This is a genomic window from Streptomyces justiciae (genome assembly GCF_015163075.1).
In the GTDB taxonomy this organism is placed as follows: Bacteria; Actinomycetota; Actinomycetes; order Streptomycetales; family Streptomycetaceae; genus Streptomyces; species Streptomyces justiciae.
Map to the genome: position 1 here is coordinate 66,946 of NZ_JADDXU010000014.1, position 17,898 is coordinate 84,843.

Sequence of the window (17,898 nt, forward strand, 5' to 3'; positions counted from 1 at the left end):
GGGCATGCAAGGCGTCCGCCCCGGCCCGCGCCGAATCCCCGCAGGGCATGCGCGGACGGCGTTCAGTGGATGTCGTGGTCCGGGTGGTCCCGGTCGTAGGCGTCGCGGGCCTCGGCGATGACGGGGCGGTGGGTCAGGGACCAGTCGGTGAGGGCCCTGACCAGGTGGGTGAGGCTGCTGCCGGTTTCGGTGAGGCGCTAGTCGACCTGGGCCGGGACGGTCGCGCTGCGCCGGCGCTACAACCACCCCTGCTGGCGGGCCTCCCGCAGTGCCTCCGTCCGGTTGCGGGTGCCTGTCTTGCCGATGGCGGAGGAGAGGTAGTTGCGGACCGTGGACTCCGACAGGTGCAGGGCGTCGGCGATGTCGGCGACCGTCGCGCCGTCCGCCGATGTGCTCAGGACCTCGCACTCACGGGCCGTCAGGGGGTTGGGACCGGCGCTGAGGGCGGCCGCGGCGAGGGCGGGGTCGATGACCGTCTCGCCGGTCAGCACCCGGCGGATCGACGAGGCCAGTTCCTCCACGGGACCGTCCTTCACCAGGAAACCGGCGGCCCCGGCTTCCATGGCCCGGCGCAGATAGCCGGGGCGGCCGAAGGTGGTCAGGATCAGCACCCGGCAGTCGGGGGCCTGGTCGCGGAGCTCGGCGGCGGCGTCGAGGCCGCTCTTGCCCGGCAGTTCGATGTCGAGGAGCGCGACGTCCGGACGGTGCGTCAGCGCGGCGTCCACGATGAGGTCACCGGCCGCCACCTGCGCGACCACCTCGATGTCCGCCTCCATCCCGAGCAACAACGCGAGCGCGCCCCGCATCATGCCCTGATCCTCGGCGAGGAGAACCCGGATGGACTTGGCAGGCCGATAGTCCCGCGGCATCTCGTTCACGGCCCAAGGGTAGGCGTCGGGGGCCTGCGGCGCTTGAAGTGAGGGCGGTGCGAAGGCGCGCGGTGCGGGGCAGAGGCACGGGCGAGTGGGGGCGACTGCGTGTCCGTCATGCTCGTCTCCGAGGGCAACCTCCGGACCGAGCCTCCGGGCATCTGGTGATCCAGCGGCCGTGCCACGGCTGGAGGGCGACGCCGTCAGCCCTGCGTCTCCGGGCACGTCGTGATCCAGTGGCCGTGCCACGCCCGGAGGGCGACGCCATCAGCCCTGCGTCTCCGGGCACCTCGTGACCCGTCGGCCGTGCCACGCTCGGAGGGAGACGCCATCAGCCCTGCGTCTCCGAGCACCTCGTGACCCAGTGGCCGTGCCACGTCTGGCGGTCGACGCCATCAGCCCGCGGTCTCCGGGGCACCCGTGGCCCAGCGGCCGTGCCACGTCTGACGGTCGACGCCATCAACCCTGCGTCTCCGGGCACCCCGTGACCCAGCGGCCATGCCACCCCCGGAGGGCGACGCCACCGGCCCGCGCCGCCCTCCGGCCATGCCACGCCCGGAGGGCGACGCGACCAGCCCGCGCCGCCCTCCTTGTCACACGTCCGTCCGCCCCTCAACCGGTACGCGCCCCCGCGCCGACCCCACTCCCCGCCCCACCAGAGCTCACCGTTTCCACGAACGCTGACGCCGACACCGGCGCAACCGACCGTTCCCCGTCCCCCACCCCCACCGGCAGCTCCGCCGTGACCACGAACCCGCCCCGAGCCCCCGGCCCAGCCTCCAACCGACCCCCCGCCACCGCGAGCCGCTCCCGAAGCCCCCGCAAACCGGTGCCGGTTCCGGTGTTGCCGCCCCCGCCCGTCTCCCCGGCGCCGGCTCCAGTGCCGCTGCCCGCGGTGGCTGTACCGCCGCCCCCGCCCATCTCTCCGGCGCCGGCTCCAGTGCCGCTGCCCGCGGTGGCTGTACCGCCGCCCCCGCCCATCTCTCCGGCGCCGGCTCCAGTGCCGCTGCCCGCGGTGGCTGTACCGCCGCCTCCGCCCGTCTCCCCGGCGCCGGCTCCAGCACCGCTCCCCGCGGTGGCCGTACCGCCACACCCACCCCCGTCATCCGCCACCCGCACCCGAACCCTCCCGACCTCCCCCTCCACCGAGATCTCGCACCGAGCCACCCCCCGCCCGTGCCGCACCACATTGGTGACCGCCTCCCGGACCACCCACCCCAGCAGCGCCTCGGTCTGGGCCGCGAGCGGTGGACCGGAGTGGTGGACGACCGGGGCGACGCCCGCCGCCTCCAGGACCGACCTCGCGCGGTCGAGTTCCGTGCTCAGGCTGCCCTCGCGGTATCCCGTCACCGCCTCGCGGATCTCCGTGAGGGCCTGGCGGCCGACGGACTCGATGTCGGTGATCTGGGCGAGGGCGGCGTCGAGGTCGCGCGGGGCCAGGCGGCGGGCCGCCTCCGACTTGACCACGATCACGGACATGGTGTGGCCGAGCAGGTCGTGCAGGTCGCGGGAGAACCGCAGGCGTTCCTCCTCGACCGCGCGCCGGGCCAACTCCTCACGCGCGGCGCGCAGTTCCCGTACCGCCTCGGACAGCGACAGGATCGCCGCCGTCACCATCGTCGACAGGAACGTGGCGTAGGCGATGTTCACCGCGTCCCAGCCGTCCCGGTACGAGGAGACGGCCGCCGCCAGCGCGGTCAGGGCCAGGCCGGTCCTGCCGAGCCACGGCCCGCGGGTGACCGCCCCGGTGGCCAGGCCGAGGAGGGGGAAGAAGTAGAGCCAGCTGCCGCCGTAGCCGAGGGCCAGGGCGCAGGTGACCGCGCCCATGAGGACCAGGGCCACCCGGGTGGAGCGGGCCTGCCGGGTCTCCTTCGTGAAGGCGCGGAAGACGACGTAGATGTAGAGGGAGTTGAAGACGAACAGGCCGATGCCGCCGAGCACCGGCTGCCGCGTGCCCGCCTGGAAGAGGTTGGAGAACGCGCCCATCCCCAGCAGCAGCCAGGGGAGGAGCGAGAAGCCGGTCGGCGGCGGGCCCGGCAGCTCCGACGACTTGCGGGCCCGGTGCGTCTCGAGACGGCAGGACGCCGACCCCCACCAGTGCCGCCTGTTCCCTGTCCGTTGCTTCCCCTGCGTCCCCTGTGTCATGGCTCCCACGCTACGAACCCCGCCCACCCCCACGGCAGAGCCAGTCGTACGGAATCCCGCAGGACAAATGTCATACGGTCGTGAACCCCGCCCCCATCCGAGCTTCCGAACTGACACCCCGTCAGGAGTCTTCACAACTCCCGTGCGCTGGGCTATACAGGGGGCGCCGGACTGGAACGCGTTCTAGATCGGCCCGTGACGACCTCGGTGCGGCCGACGGTGCGGACGGCCGCACCGAGGTCTCTGAGCCCGACTCCGAACCCGAGGGAGCCGCATTGCCCATCGACGCCGCCAAGGCCCTTGCCGCCGAACCCCGTTCCGGCGAGATCTCCTGGAACTCCAAGGACGTGCAGCTCTACCACCTCGGCATCGGCGCGGGCGCGAACCCCGACAAGGCCAGTCCCGCCACCGACCCCGACGAGCTGCGCTACACCCTGGAGTCCCGGCTCCACGTCCTGCCGAGCTTCGCCACCGTCGCCGGCGCCGGCGCGCCCGGCGTGATCAGCGGCCTGTCCCTGCCCGGCATCGAGGTCGACCTGGCCCGCGTGCTGCACGGCGGTCAGTCGCTGACCGTCCACCGCCCCCTCCCCGTCGACGGCACCGCGACCGCCACCGGCCGGATCGCCGCGATCTACGACAAGGGCAAGGCCGCCGTCCTCGTCATGCGCACCGAAGTCACCGACGCCGAGGGCCCGTTGTGGACCAACGACGCCCAGATCTTCGTTCGGGGGGAGGGCGGGTGGGGTGGCGACCGCGGGCCCTCCGGACGGCTCGAACCGCCCGCCGGTGAGCCCGATCGTGTCGTCGAGCGGGCCGTCCGCCCGGACCAGGCGCTGCTCTACCGCCTCTCCGGCGACTGGAACCCGCTCCACGCCGACCCCGAGTTCGCCAAGGTCGCCGGGTTCGAGCGGCCGATCCTGCACGGCCTGTGCACCTACGGGATCACGCTCAAGGCCGTCGTCGACACGCTGCTCGGCGGTGACGTGACGCGCGTGCGGTCGTACGACACCCGGTTCGCCGGTGTCGTCTACCCGGGCGAGACCCTGCGCATCCGCATGTGGCACACGCCCGCCCGGACCCGCGTGGCCGTCAGCGCCGTCGAACGGGACGACGCGCCCGTCCTCGCCGACACCGTCGTCGCACACTCCTGAACTCCGCATGATCTGAGGGGAGCCGCACCATGCGCGCAGCCGTACTGCACGAGATCGGCCAGGACAAGCTGGAGGTCCTCGACGACGTCGAGGCGGTGGGCTTCGGCCCGGGCAAGGTGAGGATCAGGGTGCGGGCCACCGGGCTGTGCCACTCGGACCTGTCCGCGATGAGCGGCGTCCTGCCGCAGCCCGCGCCCTTCGTGCCGGGGCACGAGGGCGCCGGGGAGATCCTCGAAGTCGGCGAAGGCGTCGGCAACTTGAAGGCCGGGGACCGGGTCGTCGTCTGCTGGCTGCCCGCCTGCGGTGTCTGTCCCGCCTGCAAGCGCGGCCAGACCGAGCTGTGCCTGGCCGGGTTCATGAACGCCGGCACCCCCAACTTCAAGCGCCCCGGCGGTGACCTGTTCGGCTTCGCCGGCACCGGCACCTTCACCGAGGAGGTCGTCGTCGACGCCGGATGCGCCGTCCCGATCCCCGACGACGTGCCCTTCGACATCGCCGCGCTCATCGGCTGCGGAGTGACCACGGGACTCGGCGCCGCCCTCAACACCGCTGATGTGGCGGCCGGTTCGTCCGTCGCCGTCATCGGGTGCGGCGGCGTCGGGATATCCGCGATCCAGGGCGCCCGGCTCAAGGGCGCCGCCGAGATCGTCGCCGTCGACCCGGTCGCCTCCCGGCGCGAGTCCGCCCTCAAGTTCGGTGCCACGAAGGCCGTTTCACCCGACGAGCTGCCCGACGCCAAGCAACAGGTAACCGGCGGCGAGGGGTTCGACTACGTCTTCGAGGTCGTCGGCAAGTCCGCCACCGCCCGCACGGCCTACGAGAACACCCGGCGCGGCGGCACCCTCGTCGTCGTCGGCGCGGGCGCCATGGACGACTTCCTCCAACTCAACATGTTCGAGCTGTTCTTCGACGAGAAGCGCATCCTGCCGTCCATGTACGGCGGCGGTGACGTCCTCACCTCCTACGAGAAGACCATCGCTCTCTGGCGGGCCGGCCGCATCGACCTGGAAGGGCTCATCACCCACCGGGTGCCGCTCGCCGAGATCAACGAGGCCCTCGACCAGATGCGCACGGGCACCGCGCTCCGTACGTGCATCGAGATCTGAGGAACCCGGGCCATGTCACTGCCACTTGAGGGGCTCTCCGCGATCGTCACCGGCGCGGGCCGGGGGCTCGGCCGGGCCGAGGCGCTCGAACTCGCCCGGCTCGGCGCCACCGTCGTCGTCAACGACTTCGGGCAGCCCGGACGCGACGGCTCCGGCGCGGCCTCCGCAGGCCCCGCCGAGGAGGTCGCCGCCGAGATCCGCGCGGCGGGCGGCAAGGCGGTCGCCCACACCGGAGACGTCGCCGACTTCCAACAGGCCGGAGAACTCGTCGAGTTGGCGATCTCCGAGTTCGGCAAGGTCGACATCCTCGTCAACAACGCCGGCATCCTGCGAGACCGCATGGTCTTCTCGATGACCGAGGGGGAGTGGGACGCGGTCATCCGCGTGCATCTCAAGGGGCACTTCAACACGACCCACTTCGCGGCCGCCCACTGGCGCGCCCGGGCCAAGGAGGCCGGCGGGCGGGTGTACGGGCGGATCGTGAACACCTCCTCGGAGGCGTTCCTCGCCGGTTCGGCCGGACAGCCCAACTACGCGGCCGCGAAAGGCGGGATCGTCGGGCTCACCACCTCCACGGCCCTCGCCCTCGCCAAGTACGGCGTCACCGCCAACGCCATCTGCCCGCGCGCCCGCACCCGGATGACCGAGGACGTCTTCGCGGGCTTCGAACTCCCCGAGGACCGCCTCGACCCGCTCGCCCCCGAGCATGTCGCCCCGCTCGTCGGCTACTTGGCCGCACCGGCCGCCGCCCGCGTCAACGGACAGCTGCTCGTCGTCCACGGCGGGATGGTCGCCGTGGTCGAACGGCCGCGGGTGCAGGCCAAGTTCGACAGCAAGCAGGAGACGTTCACGTACGACGAACTCGACGCGGCCCTCACTCCGCACTTCGCGGAACGGCCGGAGGGGGAGACGTTCGGAGCAGCCGAAGTGCTCGGACTGAAACGGGACTGAAAAAACGGGACTGAAAAGGCGAAGGCCCCGCTCACCACCACGGTGAACGGGGCCGTACGTCCTGCGACCTCAGGCCGCCGACTCGGTCTCCTCGGCCGGCTTGCGGTGCCGGCCACGAGGGGCCGACTCGCCGTCCTGTGCCGAGACCTGACCGCGGTGCCTGCCGTGGCCGGAGGCCTCCTGGGAATCGGTGTGCGGCGGCTGGATCGTGCGTGCGTCGCTCATCGGAAGAACTCACCCCGTCAACATGATCTTTCTAACAGCCGGGCGAGTTTAACCGGCACCCCACGGGCCGAATCCAGGCGGCCACGCCAACCGGCACTACTTCGTTACAAGACGTCCCAGAGGCGCTTTCCCGAGCGGCACCGGACGCGGCGCCACCGGTTCCTCCGGCTCCGGTTCGGCGGCCGCCACGGGCTCCGGGGAATCCGGCTCCGACGGCCCGCCGGTACCCGAGTCCGACGCCGCATCCGGCGTCTCCCCGGCGGCCGTCCCGCCCCTGTCCGGATCCCCCGGGCCCGTGTCCCCCGCGGTTCCCCCGTTCGCAGTGGCTCTTCGTGCCTCCCGCTCCGGTGCCGTCAACTCCGCCACCCCGCACGGCACTTCGTCCGTGGCGTACGGCAGTCGCAGCACGCCGTCCCGGGTCCACAGCCCGCTGCCCGCCAACCACCCCACGGGCGCCGCGAGATGGTGCACCTGCCGTCCGTCCGGCCGCCACATCCCGACCCAGCTGCCCAGCGGCCCGTCGATGCGCAGCGCCACCGCGCAGCTCTCCGGCATCAGCACCTGCCCCGGCTGGATGGCGAACGGCGTCACCGTGCACTCCGGCAGCCGGAGGCTCTCCGGGAAGCGCACCGGCAGCGTGCTGCCCATGACCCCCCAGCCCAACCGTTCCTGCCCCGGCGACGGCGCGTCGGAGGCGATCAGCAGCAGCCCGCTGTCCGGGTCGGCCAGCAGCAGCCGGTCGTCGCTGCCGGCCGCGATCTGGAGCAGCGGCGACACCTCCCCGCCCCGCGCCAGGTCCACCACGATCGCCTTGGTGCAGCCGCCGACCTCCCGGTCGAGGGCCAGCATCCGCCCGGCCCGGTCCAGCCACACCCCGCCCGAGCAGCGCCCCGGGATCTCCGCGAGGTGCTCCGGGCCGAAGGCGCCGCCCGCCACGAGCCACACCGCCGTCGTCCGCCGGCCCACGGCGAGGGCGTACGCCTTCTCCCCGCCCGGCGCCGGCGGCAGCAGCCACAGCCGGGTCCCCTCGTCCGGGCACTCGACCGCGCCGAGCAGCAGCTCACCGGTGCCGGGGCCGGTCGGGTAGAGCAGCGAGAAGTTGTGCCGTCCGTCCGCGAACCGCCGGATCAGGACCCGTCCGTCGGCCATCGGCTGCACCTCGGTGCCGGGCTCCTCCGGCTGGTTGCCGGGCAGCGGCACCGCGTACGGCTCCGGGCCGTCCATCGTCCAGCGCTCCGGGAACCAGGAGTCGCCGTCGCGGGTGAGGCGGGCGGCGTAGGCGCCGTCCGCGGTGATCACGCAGCCAGCCTGCGGCGTACCGTCCTCGTCCGCCGCCGTGGGCTCGATCGCACAGGCCGTCATCGTTCGGTCACCTCCGGCCACGAAGCTAGTTTTCGTACGCACGGACGTGGGACCAGGCGATGACCGCTTCACACAAAGGGGTGGCCCAGGAACGATTCGCCTGAGGAAACGGAGGTGGATGTGCTGGGCGGGGTCAAGGGGAGCGACACCGGTACAAGGGCGCAGAACAGCCAGGTAGCCTTTTGTGCGTGCCCCGTCTGTCTGAAGTCATCGCCGCGCTGGAGACCCTGTGGCCCGCCGAGCGGGCCGAGTCCTGGGACGCGGTCGGCACCGTCGTGGGCGACCCCGACCAGGAGGTCCGGCGGGTCCTGTTCGCCGTCGACCCGGTCCAGGAGATCGTCGACGAGGCCGTGAAGCTGGGCGCCGACCTGCTGGTCACCCACCACCCGCTCTACCTGCGCGGTACGACGACGGTCGCGGCGACCCACTTCAAGGGCCGGGTCGTCCACACCCTCATCAAGAACGACATCGCGCTGCACGTGGCCCACACCAACGCGGACACCGCGGACCCCGGTGTCTCCGACGCCCTCGCCGGCGCGCTGGACCTTCGCGTTGTACGACCCCTCGTGCCGGACCCGGCCGACGCGTCGGGCCGTCGAGGCCTGGGCCGGATCTGCGAACTCGACCACCCGCTGACCGTCCGCGAGCTGGCCGCGAAGGCCGCCGAACGGCTCCCCGCCACCGCGCAGGGCATCCGTGTCGCCGGCGACCCCGAGGCCGTCGTCCGCATGGTCGCCGTCAGCGGCGGCTCCGGCGACAGCCTCTTCGACGTCGTACGCGCCGCCGGGGTGGACGCCTTCCTCACCGCCGACCTGCGCCACCACCCCGCCTCCGAGGCGCGGGCCCACAGTCCTCTCGCGCTGCTCGACGCGGCGCACTGGGCCACCGAGTGGCCCTGGTGCGAGCTGGGCGCCGCCCAGCTCGACGAGATCTCCGACCGGGAGGGATGGGACCTCAGGGTCCACGTCTCCCGCACGGTCACCGACCCCTGGACCGCCCACGCGGCGTCCACCACGACGCACACCACTGGAGCCCCCAACTGAACGCCGCGCCCGCCGACCAGATCCGTCTTCTCGACGTCCAGGCCCTCGACGTCCGCCTCCAGCAGCTCGCCCACAAGCGGAGGTCGCTGCCCGAGCACGCCGAGATCGAGTCGCTGACCAAGGACGCGACCCAGCTGCGCGACCTTCTCGTCGCCGCGCAGACCGAGGAGAGCGACACCGCCCGCGAGCAGACCAAGGCCGAGCAGGACGTCGACCAGGTCCGCCAGCGCGCCACCCGCGACCAGCAGCGCCTGGACTCCGGCGCGGTGACGTCCCCGAAGGACCTGGAGAACCTCCAGCGCGAGATCGCCTCCCTCGCCAAGCGCCAGGGCGACCTGGAGGACATCGTCCTGGAGGTCATGGAGCGCCGTGAGTCCGCGCAGGAGCGGGTCGCCGAGCTGACCGAGCGGGTCGGCGCGGTGCAGGGCAAGATCGACGACGCTACGGCCCGCCGGGAGGCGGCGTACGAGGGCATCGACGGCGAGGTCGCCACGGTCACCAAGGAGCGCGAGGTCATCGCGGGCACGATCCCCGCGGACCTGCTCAAGCTCTACGACAAGCTGCGCGAACAGCAGGGCGGCATCGGTGCGGCGAAGCTGTACCAGCGCACCTGCCAGGGCTGCCGCCAGGAACTGGCGATCACGGACATCAACGAGATCCGCGCGGCGGCGCCGGACACGGTCGTCCGCTGCGAGAACTGCCGCCGCATCCTGGTGCGCACGGCCGAGTCGGGTCTGTAGGGGCCCGAGGGCCCTGTAAGGAGCTTTGCGCGTGCGGGAGTTCATCGTCGAGGCGGACGGGGGGTCGCGGGGCAACCCCGGCCCGGCCGGGTACGGCTCGGTCGTCATCGACCCGGCGACGGGCGAGACGCTGGCGGAACGGGCCGAGTACATCGGCGTGGCCACGAACAACGTGGCGGAGTACCGGGGCCTGGTGGCGGGCCTGCGCGCGGCCCACGACCTGGACCCGTCCGCCTCCGTCCACGTCCGCATGGACTCCAAGCTCGTCGTCGAGCAGATGTCAGGCCGCTGGAAGATCAAGCACCCGGGCATGAAGCCGCTGGCGATGGAGGCGGCCCGGGTGTTCCCGCCGGACCGGGTCACCTACGAGTGGATCCCCCGCGAACGCAACAAGCACGCGGACCGCTTGGCGAACGAGGCGATGGACGCGGGGGCGCGGGGAGAGCAGTGGTCGGCTTCGGAGTCGGTGGCGGAGCTGGAGGCCAAGGCTGTCGGGTCCGCCGTGCCTGAGCCCTCCGGCCCGCCCGGAGACGCGGCCGCGGGCGCGGCGCGAGCGCGGGCGGCGCTGGCGGCGGCTTCTGCGACGGCGGCCTCTGCGGCGGCCTCTGCGACGGCTCCTGTGGCGGCGGCTCCTGCTTCTTCCGCTTCCGCGGTTCCGGCTTCCTCCGCGGCTCCGGCTTCTTCCGCTCCTTCCGTTTCCGCGGCTCCGACTTCCTCCGCGGCTCCGACTTCCTCCGCGGCTCCGACTTCCTCCGCGGCTCCGACTTCCTCCGCGGCTCCGACTTCCTCCGCGGCTCCGACTTCCTCCGCGGCTCCGGCTTCTTCCGCTCCTTTCGATTCCGCCGCTTCCGCTTCTTCCGCCGTCTCCTCTTCCTCCGGTCGGTATGCCCGCCGCGGAGCGGCGGAGTCTCTGGGCGGCGGAGCCGCTAAAGCTGACGCTGATGTGCGGGCGGCGCAGAGTGTCGCTCGTTCTGGTTGGGCGCCGGCTGACATGGGAGCGCCGGCGACCTTCGTGCTGTTGCGGCACGGGGAGACGCCGTTGACTCCGCAGAAGCGGTTCTCGGGGAGTGGGGGGACCGACCCGTCGCTGTCCGAGGTGGGGCTGGAGCAGGCTCGGCTGGTCGGGGAGGCGCTGGCCAGGCGTGGCACCGTACAGGAGATCCTGGCGTCGCCTCTCACCCGTACCCGGCAGACCGCGGCCGCCGTGGCCGAGCGCCTCGGGCTGGACGTGACCGTAGAGGAAGGCCTGCGGGAGACCGACTTCGGGGCGTGGGAGGGGCTGACCTTCGGTGAGGTGCGGGAGCGTTACCCCGACGACCTGAACCGCTGGCTCTCCGACCCCGACGCCGAACCCACCGGCGGCGGCGAGAGCTTCGCGGCGACGGCCACCCGTATCGCCGCCACCCGCGACAAGCTGATCGCGACGTACGCGGGCCGAACCGTCCTGCTCGTCACGCACGTCACGCCGATCAAGACGTTCGTCCGTCTCGCCCTCGGCGCCCCGCCGGAGTCCCTGTTCCGCATGGAACTGAGCGCCGCCTCGCTGTCCGCGGTGGCGTACTACGCCGACGGCAACGCCAGCGTCCGCCTGTTCAACGACACGTCCCACCTGCGTCCCTGATCCCTGCTGCGGCGCGGGCGAGTTCTTCGACCCGCGCCCAGTCCCGGGCGGCCAGCGCGTCCGCGGGGAGCATCCAAGTCCCGCCCACGCAGCCGACGTTGGGGAGGGAGAGGTAGTCGGGAGCGTTCGCCGGCCCGATCCCTCCCGTCGGACAGAACCGCGCCTGCGGCAACGGCCCGGCGAGCGACCTCAGATACGCCGTCCCGCCCGCCGCCTGCGCCGGGAAGAACTTCATCTCCCGCACCCCGCGCTCAAGCAGCGCGACGACTTCGGACGCTGTGGACACTCCCGGCAGGAACGGCACCCCGGACGCCCGCATGGCTTCGAGGAGTACGTCCGTCCACCCCGGGCTCACCAGAAACCGCGCCCCGGCCGCCACCGACGCCGTCACCTGCTCCGGCGTCACGACGGTCCCCGTCCCGACCACGGCCTCCGGCACCTCCGCCGCGATGGCCCGTACGGCATCCAGCGCGGCCGGAGTCCGCAACGTCACCTCGATCGCCGGCAGCCCCCCGGCGACGAGCGCCCGTGCGAGCGGTACGGCGTCGGCGGCGTCCTCGATGACGACGACGGGCACGACGGGGGCGAGGTCCAGCACGGACACGGTCGGGTTCGGGGAGGTCATGAGGGCAGCATGCCGTCGAGGTGCAGCATGCGCAAAGGGCATTGCATATGCTGCAATGCCCTCGCGTTCAAGGTGTACGTGTCAGTGGATCTCGTCCACCAGCACGTCCAGCGTCCACGCCTTCCCGGCCCCCTTGGGCGGCTCCACCTCGACGACGTACCCGAGGTCCCGCAGCGCCTCCACCAGCTCGGCGGGCCCCGCCGGCGCGATGCCCGCCGACAGCAGACTCCGTACGATCCGCCCCTTGGTCGCCTTGTTGAAGTGGCTGACCACCTTCCGGGTGGGCGCGTGCAGCACCCGCACGCTCGCGGTCCGTCCGGCCACTTCCCCCTTGGGCTTCCACGCGGCGGCGTAAGCGGAGGACCGCAGATCAAGCACGAGCCCGGTCCCCGCGGCCTCCGGCATGACGTCCGCCATGGGGCCCCGCCAGTGCGCCCCGAGCGCCCCGAGCCCCGGCAGCTTCACGCCCATGGAACACCGGTACGAGGGGATCTTGTCGCCGACCCCGACGGCCCCCCACAACCCGGAGAACACGAGCAGCTGCCGCCCGGCCCGCCTCTTCGCGGCGGCGTCGAGGGAGGCGAGGCCGAGCGAGTCGTACAGCACACCGGTGTAGATCTCCCCGGCAGGCCGCGCCCCGGCCCCCAGCAGCTCCGCGTTCTTCCCGATCTCACCCCGCAGCCCCTCGCTGAGCCCGAGCACCTCCCGCGCCTTCTCCTCGTCCCCGGCGCACAGCTCGACGAGCTCACCGAGCACGGCGGACCGCGCCTCGGTCAGCCCCGGCAGCGACAACGACTCCAGCTTCAGCGGGGCGCCACGACCGGAGGAGGCCTTGCCTTCGGACGGCGGCAGCAGGACAAGCACGGGTTGGATCTCCTTCACGTCTGGCTTCGCCATAGCGTACGGCGTGCCACCCCGCGCCCCCCGCTCTACGCTCGCTGGTATGCCCCGCCGCCACATCAGCGTGACCGGCGCCCCCGAAGCCCCTCTCCGGGCCGCCCTCACCGCACTGCGCACCGAACTCGGCGTCCCGGACGCCTACCCGCCGAAGGCGCTGGCGGAGGCGGAACGCCCGCCGACGCTCCCGACGTACGACGCCACCGACATCCCCTTCTTCACGGTTGACCCGCCGACGTCCGTCGACCTCGACCAGGCGATGCACCTCTCCCGCCAGGGCACCGGCTACCGCGTCCGGTACGCCATCGCCGACGTCGCCGCCTTCGTCGTACCCGGATCTGCCCTGGACGAGGAGACCCACCGCCGGGTGATGACCCTCTACTTCCCGGATGAGAAGGTCCCGCTGCACCCGCCCGTGCTGAGCGAGGGCGCGGCCAGCCTGCTGCCGGACCAGACCCGCCCGGCGGCCCTGTGGACGATCGACCTGGACGCGGAGGGCCGGACGCTGGCGGTCGACGTCCGCCGCGCACTCGTCCGCAGCCGGGCGAAGCTCGACTACGAGGGCGTGCAGAAGGAGATCGACGGGGGCACCGCCGAGGAGCCACTGGCCCTGCTGAAGGTGATCGGCAGGCTGCGGGAGGAGCTGGAGGTGGCCAGGGGCGGCATCTCCCTGAACGTCCCCGAGCAGGAGATCGTGGAGCGGGACGGGGGCTACGAGCTGACGTACCGCGCCCCGCTCCCCGCGGACGGCTGGAACGCCCAGATCTCCCTCCTGACGGGCATGGCGGCCGCCGACCTGATGCTCGCGTACGGCACGGGCGTACTCCGCACGCTCCCCGCCGCCCCCGACGGCGCGGTCGGCCGCCTGCGCCGCACGGCCCACGCCCTGCACATCGACTGGCCGCACCATGTGTCGTACGCGGCGCTCGTACGGTCGTTGGACCCGCACGACCCGCACCACGCGGCGTTCTTGCAGGAGTGCACGACGCTGCTGCGGGGCGCGGGTTACACGGTGTTCCGGGACGGGAACCTGCCGACTCTTGCCACCCACTCGGCGGTGGCGGCCCCGTACGCCCACTGCACCGCACCCCTGCGCCGCCTCGCCGACCGGTACGCGTCGGAACTCTGCCTGGCGGCGGTGGCGGGGGAGGCGCCGCCGGACTGGGTGCTGTCAGCGCTGGAGTCGCTCCCGCAGGAGATGGCCGAGGGCGGCCGGCGGGCGGGCACGGTCGAACGGGAGTGCGTCGACATCGTGGAGGCGGCGCTGCTGAAGGACCGGGTGGGGGAGGTCTTTGACGGGTGCGTGGTGGAGGTGGAGGAACGCCGACCGTCGGTGGGGGTGGTGCAGTTGGAGTCCCCGGCGGTGATCGGGCGCATCGACGGAGACGATCTCCCCCTGGGTGAGCGTCTGCGCGTCAGGCTGCTGCAGGCCGATCCGGGAGCGGCGAAGGTGCGGTTCGCGCCCGCGTGATCGCGTCGGCGAGGGAGGCGGGGTCGTCGGCGTGGAACCGGACGGTGTGGATGTGCCGTTGGCGGCTGAGCAGAGTGAAGTGGGTTATGGGGTGGGCGAGTTCGAGGGTGAGGGTGGTGCGGGCGCCGAGGGGAAGGTCGAGTTCACCGGGGGCACGTAGGTGCGTGGTCCGCAACTCACGTCGTACGGCGGCGATTTGCTGAAGAGGTACGTGCAGATCGACGTGCGCGCCCCGGCGAATCCGAAGGGTGCCGGTGACTGTGTCTGTGTCTGTGTCTGTGTCGAGGATGTGCGGTCGTACGACGTTGGCGGCGTGCATTCCGATGACGAGGACGACGGTGTAGAGATCCAGACCGAGGACGATCCGGTGCACGGCCGGCCAGTCCCGCAGCAGCACGGACATGGTCAGCGACTCGATGACGCAGACGAAGGCGAGCCCGAACATCAGGGGCCCTTCGCCGCGGGTGTAGGGGAAGGGGACGCGTCCGGAGCCGGTCCCGTGCGTGCGTCGGGCGGCCCAGAGGAGGAGGCTGACGAGGAGCCGTGTCTCGTGTCGGGCGAGGGCGCGGACGATTCTCATGGCCGCCGCTCCCGGACGATCCCGATGGCCTGCCGGATGGCCTCCGCCTGGGCCGGGGCGAAGTCGGCGTAGAAGGCGCGGAGGAAGCTGTGCTCGGGGTCGATGTCGGTCGCGGGGAGCAGGGTGGGAGGGATGAGGGCGGCGAGGGTACGGGCGGCTTCGGGGACGTGCGGGTCGTCGGGTGCGGCGTCGACGAGGGAGTCGAGGAGGGCGTAGGCGTGCTGGGCGCCGGCGAGGGCGTCCGCGGAGACGAAGGCGGACGTGATGGCAGCGAGGAGCTCCTTTCGCCGCTCGGGATCGGCGGCGGTCTCGATGAGCGCGAGCACCTCACGGTCCTTGACGGCCATGGGGGAGTCGGCGAGGGGCGCCATGTCGCGGAAGAGGGCGGCGAGTTGAGGAGAGACGGGCCCTTCGGGCGGGAGGGCGTGTTCGTCGTCGTCGAGCAGGGCACGCAACCGCACACGCCGCTCGCGAAGGGCGGCCTCCTGCCGGGCGAGATCCTGATCGAGCTCGGTGAGCACCTCGACGAGATCCTTCCCGGCGTCCTCGGCAAGCACGTCCCGCACCTCGGCGAGCCCGAGCCCCAACTCGGTCAACCGCCGGATGCGGGAGAGGACGACGGCATGGCGCAGGCTGTAGTCCCGGTAGCCGTTGCTGAGCCGCTCGGGCTCGGGCAACAGCCCGAGATGGTGGTAGTGCCGCACGGTCCGCGTGGTGACGCCGACGGCGGCGGCGAGTTCTCCGATCCGCATGGGATCAGTAGAGACGTTGACGTCGCGTGAGGGTCAAGCGGAGATGGAATTGCGCGCGGCGGGCGTTGCACCCTGAGAACGACGGACAGGGGGCGTGGCGTGGAACAGGCACTGTGGACTCGGGCGAGGCTGGGCCGCTGCGGCCCCCGCCTGGACCTCCTCACGGCCCGCTTCGACAAGCACGTCTACGCCCCCCACGCCCATGACGAGTTCACGGTCGGCGTCTGCGTGGGCGGCTCGGAGATCATCGACTACCGGGGCGGGCACATCCGTACAGGCCCGGGCAGCATCGTCGTACTGGCACCGGGGGAGGTGCACACCGGAGGCCCGGGAAACGCGACGGACGGTTACGCGTACCGGGCCCTGTACGCGGGGACGCCCCTGCTGGCCGACGGCACCCTCGGCTTCCCGCACTTCCGCGAGCCCCTGATAGACGACCCGGAACTGGCCACAGCCCTACGCCTGACCCACACGGAGCTGAGCGCCTGCCCCGACCCGCTGGAGGCGGAGTCGCGGCTGCCGTGGCTCCTGACGGCACTGGCCAGGCGCCACTCGACGGCACGGGCGACGTGCGACGTGGTGCCGGGCGGCGACGGTATCGCGCTGCTCGTACGGGACCGCTTGGCGGACGAGTTGGTGGCCCCTCCGTCCCTGGCGGCACTGGCCGAGGACCTGGGCCTGTCCCGCTACCAGCTCCTACGCGCCTTCCGCACGACGATGGGCCTGCCCCCGTACGCCTGGCTGGCCCAGTACCGAGTCCACCGGGCGCGCAGTCTTCTGGAATCGGGCCTGCGCCCGGCGGAGGCGGCGGCCGCGGTGGGCTTCGCGGACCAGGCGCATCTGACGCGGTGGTTCCGGCGGGTGCTGGGGGTGACGCCGGCGGCGTACCGCAACAGCGTTCAAGACGGGCGCTGACGCCGCCACGAGCATGGCGGTATGACTGCACGCGGCTGGTTCCTGTTCTCCCTGATGGGAGTGGTGTGGGGCATCCCCTACCTGATGATCAAGGTGGCGGTGGAGGCTCCGCTGTCCCCGTCGTTCGTGGTGTTCACGCGGTGTGCGGTGGGGGCGGCGTTGTTGCTGCCGTTCGCGGTGCGGGGACTGCTGACGACGGTCAGGTCCCATTGGAAACCGCTGCTGGCCTTCGCGTGCATAGAGATCATCGGCCCGTGGTTCACGCTGACGGACGCGGAGAGGCATCTGTCGAGTTCGACGGCGGGGCTGCTGATAGCCGGGGTGCCGATCGTGGGCGTGGCGCTGGCCCGCTTCTTCGGGGACACGGAGCGGTTGGGGGCGCGCAGGGTGACGGGGCTGGGGCTGGGCCTGGCGGGGGTTGGGGTCCTGACGGTGCCGCATCTGACGGGCGGGGACGCGCGGTCGATGGCGGAGGTGCTGGTGACGGTGGTGGGGTACGCGACGGCGCCGTTGATAGCGGCGCGGCATTTGAAGGACGTCCCGTCACTCCAGCTCACGGCGTCGTGCCTGGCCCTGGCGGCGGTGGTGTACGCACCGGCGGCGGGGGTGACGTGGCCGTCGTCCATGCCCTCCACCTCGGTTCTGCTGGCGCTGGCGGGCCTGGGGGTGATCTGCACGGCGGTCGCGTTCGTGGCCTTCCTGGAGCTGATCAAGGAGGTGGGCCCGACGCGGTCGACGGTGATCACGTACGTGAACCCGGCGGTGGCGGTGGCGGCGGGCGCGCTGTTCCTGGGGGAGGAGCTGACGGCGGGGGTGGGGGTGGCCTTCGTCCTGATCCTGGCGGGCTCGGTGCTGGCGACGGCGTCTGGAGTCCGGCGCCCTGGCCGCCCGGTAACATGGTCGACACGGCAGACGAGCCGGGCGGACGGCCGCGTGGAGTCCCCTTGACGGGGGGCTTCCCGAGGAACGTCCGGGCTCCACAGGGCAGGGTGGTGGCTAACGGCCACCCGGGGTGACCCGCGGGACAGTGCCACAGAAAACAGACCGCCGGGGATCTCGGTCCTCGGTAAGGGTGAAACGGTGGTGTAAGAGACCACCAGTGCTCAGGGTGACCTGGGCAGCTAGGTAAACCCCACCTGGAGCAAGGTCAAAAGGGAGCGCCTTGGTGCTCCTGCGGGAACGTCCGAGGGCTGCCCGCCCGAGTTCCCGGGTAGACCGCACGAGGCCGGCGGCAACGCCGGTCCTAGATGGATGGCCGTCGCCGAGACGTCCGCGAGGACCCTCGGCACAGAACCCGGCGTACAGCCCGACTCGTCTGCCGCTCTCTATTTTCGCAGGTCAGAGGCCATGTTTCCTCACTCAATAAATTGTCCGGGGCGAATCTGGGCCGAAACCGAGTCCGCGTATTGTCGCCCCTGTCCCACCGCTCATGCGGAAGAGTTGGG

At 72.2% G+C, this 17,898-nt stretch carries 16 protein-coding genes, 1 other RNA gene and 1 pseudogene; 10 read left to right on the forward strand and 8 right to left on the reverse strand.

Going from position 1 to position 17,898, the window contains the following annotated elements:
• Positions 1–236 precede the first annotated feature (236 nt).
• Positions 237–869: a response regulator transcription factor gene (locus IQ210_RS32670; protein WP_194082964.1), complete on the reverse strand. Its 633-nt coding sequence runs from the start codon at positions 867–869 to the stop codon at positions 237–239.
• A gap of 612 nt (positions 870–1,481) precedes the next feature.
• The gene (locus IQ210_RS32675) at positions 1,482–3,014 is read right to left on the reverse strand and encodes a histidine kinase (RefSeq protein ID WP_194082795.1); all 1,533 of its coding nucleotides are present in this window, start codon (positions 3,012–3,014) and stop codon (positions 1,482–1,484) included.
• Between the two features lie 275 nt (positions 3,015–3,289).
• On the opposite strand from IQ210_RS32675, the gene IQ210_RS32680 reads away from it, so the two are divergent.
• From IQ210_RS32680 to IQ210_RS32690, 3 genes are read left to right on the forward strand one after another with little or no spacing between them, the layout of a single operon-like run.
• Entirely contained in the window at positions 3,290–4,165 is an 876-nt protein-coding gene (locus IQ210_RS32680; RefSeq protein WP_194082796.1) for a MaoC/PaaZ C-terminal domain-containing protein, read from the forward strand.
• Between the two features lie 29 nt (positions 4,166–4,194).
• A complete protein-coding gene (locus tag IQ210_RS32685; RefSeq protein WP_194082797.1) occupies positions 4,195–5,271 on the forward strand; it encodes a Zn-dependent alcohol dehydrogenase in 1,077 nt (358 codons plus the stop codon).
• Positions 5,272–5,283: 12 nt separating this feature from the next.
• Complete coding sequence (locus tag IQ210_RS32690) at positions 5,284–6,222, forward strand: 3-oxoacyl-ACP reductase (RefSeq protein WP_194082798.1); 939 nt, start codon at positions 5,284–5,286, stop codon at positions 6,220–6,222.
• A 69-nt stretch (positions 6,223–6,291) separates the two neighbouring features.
• On the opposite strand, the gene IQ210_RS32695 is transcribed toward IQ210_RS32690, so the two are convergent.
• Both IQ210_RS32695 and IQ210_RS32700 read right to left on the reverse strand, forming a co-directional pair.
• Positions 6,292–6,447: a hypothetical protein gene (locus tag IQ210_RS32695; RefSeq protein ID WP_194082799.1), complete on the reverse strand. Its 156-nt coding sequence runs from the start codon at positions 6,445–6,447 to the stop codon at positions 6,292–6,294.
• A 96-nt stretch (positions 6,448–6,543) separates the two neighbouring features.
• Complete coding sequence (locus IQ210_RS32700; protein WP_194082800.1) at positions 6,544–7,809, reverse strand: hypothetical protein; 1,266 nt, start codon at positions 7,807–7,809, stop codon at positions 6,544–6,546.
• 188 nt (positions 7,810–7,997) lie between these two features.
• Between IQ210_RS32700 and IQ210_RS32705 the strand changes: the two genes are divergently transcribed.
• Genes IQ210_RS32705 through IQ210_RS32715 form a run of 3 tightly spaced genes read left to right on the forward strand, consistent with a single transcriptional unit; the run spans position 7,998 to position 11,213 of the window.
• Positions 7,998–8,852, forward strand: coding sequence for a Nif3-like dinuclear metal center hexameric protein (locus IQ210_RS32705; protein WP_194082801.1), 855 nt, complete (start codon positions 7,998–8,000; stop codon positions 8,850–8,852).
• Complete coding sequence (locus IQ210_RS32710) at positions 8,849–9,592, forward strand: zinc ribbon domain-containing protein (protein WP_194082965.1); 744 nt, start codon at positions 8,849–8,851, stop codon at positions 9,590–9,592. Before IQ210_RS32705 ends, IQ210_RS32710 begins: the two co-directional genes overlap by 4 nt.
• Positions 9,593–9,623: 31 nt before the next feature.
• A complete protein-coding gene (locus IQ210_RS32715) occupies positions 9,624–11,213 on the forward strand; it encodes a bifunctional RNase H/acid phosphatase (protein WP_194082802.1) in 1,590 nt (529 codons plus the stop codon).
• Here the strand turns inward: IQ210_RS32715 and IQ210_RS32720 are convergent.
• Together IQ210_RS32720 and yaaA are read right to left on the reverse strand one after the other, a co-directional pair.
• Positions 11,185–11,838 (reverse strand): bifunctional 4-hydroxy-2-oxoglutarate aldolase/2-dehydro-3-deoxy-phosphogluconate aldolase, encoded by a 654-nt coding sequence (locus tag IQ210_RS32720; protein WP_194082803.1) that lies wholly within the window; start codon positions 11,836–11,838, stop codon positions 11,185–11,187. The genes IQ210_RS32715 and IQ210_RS32720 overlap by 29 nt on opposite strands.
• 81 nt (positions 11,839–11,919) lie before the next feature.
• Positions 11,920–12,702 (reverse strand): peroxide stress protein YaaA, encoded by a 783-nt coding sequence (gene yaaA / locus IQ210_RS32725; RefSeq protein WP_194082966.1) that lies wholly within the window; start codon positions 12,700–12,702, stop codon positions 11,920–11,922.
• 79 nt (positions 12,703–12,781) lie between these two features.
• Here yaaA and IQ210_RS32730 point away from each other — a divergent pair, with 79 nt between their 5' ends.
• Entirely contained in the window at positions 12,782–14,206 is a 1,425-nt protein-coding gene (locus IQ210_RS32730) for an RNB domain-containing ribonuclease (protein WP_194082804.1), read from the forward strand.
• Here the strand turns inward: IQ210_RS32730 and IQ210_RS32735 are convergent.
• Together IQ210_RS32735 and IQ210_RS32740 are read right to left on the reverse strand one after the other, a co-directional pair.
• Positions 14,151–14,786, reverse strand: a complete 636-nt coding sequence (locus IQ210_RS32735) for a hypothetical protein (protein ID WP_194082805.1) — start codon at positions 14,784–14,786, stop codon at positions 14,151–14,153. The two genes, IQ210_RS32730 and IQ210_RS32735, sit on opposite strands and share 56 nt — an antisense overlap.
• Positions 14,783–15,538, reverse strand: coding sequence for a MerR family transcriptional regulator (locus IQ210_RS32740; RefSeq protein WP_194082806.1), 756 nt, complete (start codon positions 15,536–15,538; stop codon positions 14,783–14,785). The genes IQ210_RS32735 and IQ210_RS32740 overlap by 4 nt, the downstream gene beginning before the upstream one ends.
• 99 nt (positions 15,539–15,637) lie before the next feature.
• Between IQ210_RS32740 and IQ210_RS32745 the strand changes: the two genes are divergently transcribed.
• From IQ210_RS32745 to rnpB, 3 genes and pseudogenes are all read left to right on the forward strand, one after another.
• On the forward strand, positions 15,638–16,453 hold the full coding sequence (locus IQ210_RS32745) for an AraC family transcriptional regulator (protein ID WP_194082807.1): 816 nt from the start codon (positions 15,638–15,640) through the stop codon (positions 16,451–16,453).
• 84 nt (positions 16,454–16,537) lie between these two features.
• Positions 16,538–17,251 (forward strand): annotated as a pseudogene (locus IQ210_RS48530) (DMT family transporter); the annotation flags it as partial.
• A 115-nt stretch (positions 17,252–17,366) separates the two neighbouring features.
• Positions 17,367–17,771: RNase P RNA component class A (gene rnpB / locus IQ210_RS32760), an RNA gene on the forward strand.
• Positions 17,772–17,898 lie beyond the last annotated feature (127 nt).

Bases quoted from the DNA above. Each gene is read 5' to 3' on its own strand.
- IQ210_RS32670 (WP_194082964.1), bottom strand. From the start codon at position 869: ATGCCGCGGGACTATCGGCCTGCCAAGTCCATCCGGGTTCTCCTCGCC.
- IQ210_RS32675 (WP_194082795.1), bottom strand. From the start codon at position 3,014: ATGACACAGGGGACGCAGGGGAAGCAACGGACAGGGAACAGGCGGCAC.
- IQ210_RS32685 (WP_194082797.1), top strand. From the start codon at position 4,195: ATGCGCGCAGCCGTACTGCACGAGATCGGCCAGGACAAGCTGGAGGTC.
- IQ210_RS32690 (WP_194082798.1), top strand. From the start codon at position 5,284: ATGTCACTGCCACTTGAGGGGCTCTCCGCGATCGTCACCGGCGCGGGC.
- IQ210_RS32695 (WP_194082799.1), bottom strand. From the start codon at position 6,447: ATGAGCGACGCACGCACGATCCAGCCGCCGCACACCGATTCCCAGGAG.
- IQ210_RS32700 (WP_194082800.1), bottom strand. From the start codon at position 7,809: ATGACGGCCTGTGCGATCGAGCCCACGGCGGCGGACGAGGACGGTACG.
- IQ210_RS32720 (WP_194082803.1), bottom strand. From the start codon at position 11,838: ATGACCTCCCCGAACCCGACCGTGTCCGTGCTGGACCTCGCCCCCGTC.
- IQ210_RS32730 (WP_194082804.1), top strand. From the start codon at position 12,782: ATGCCCCGCCGCCACATCAGCGTGACCGGCGCCCCCGAAGCCCCTCTC.
- IQ210_RS32735 (WP_194082805.1), bottom strand. From the start codon at position 14,786: ATGAGAATCGTCCGCGCCCTCGCCCGACACGAGACACGGCTCCTCGTC.
- IQ210_RS32740 (WP_194082806.1), bottom strand. From the start codon at position 15,538: ATGCGGATCGGAGAACTCGCCGCCGCCGTCGGCGTCACCACGCGGACC.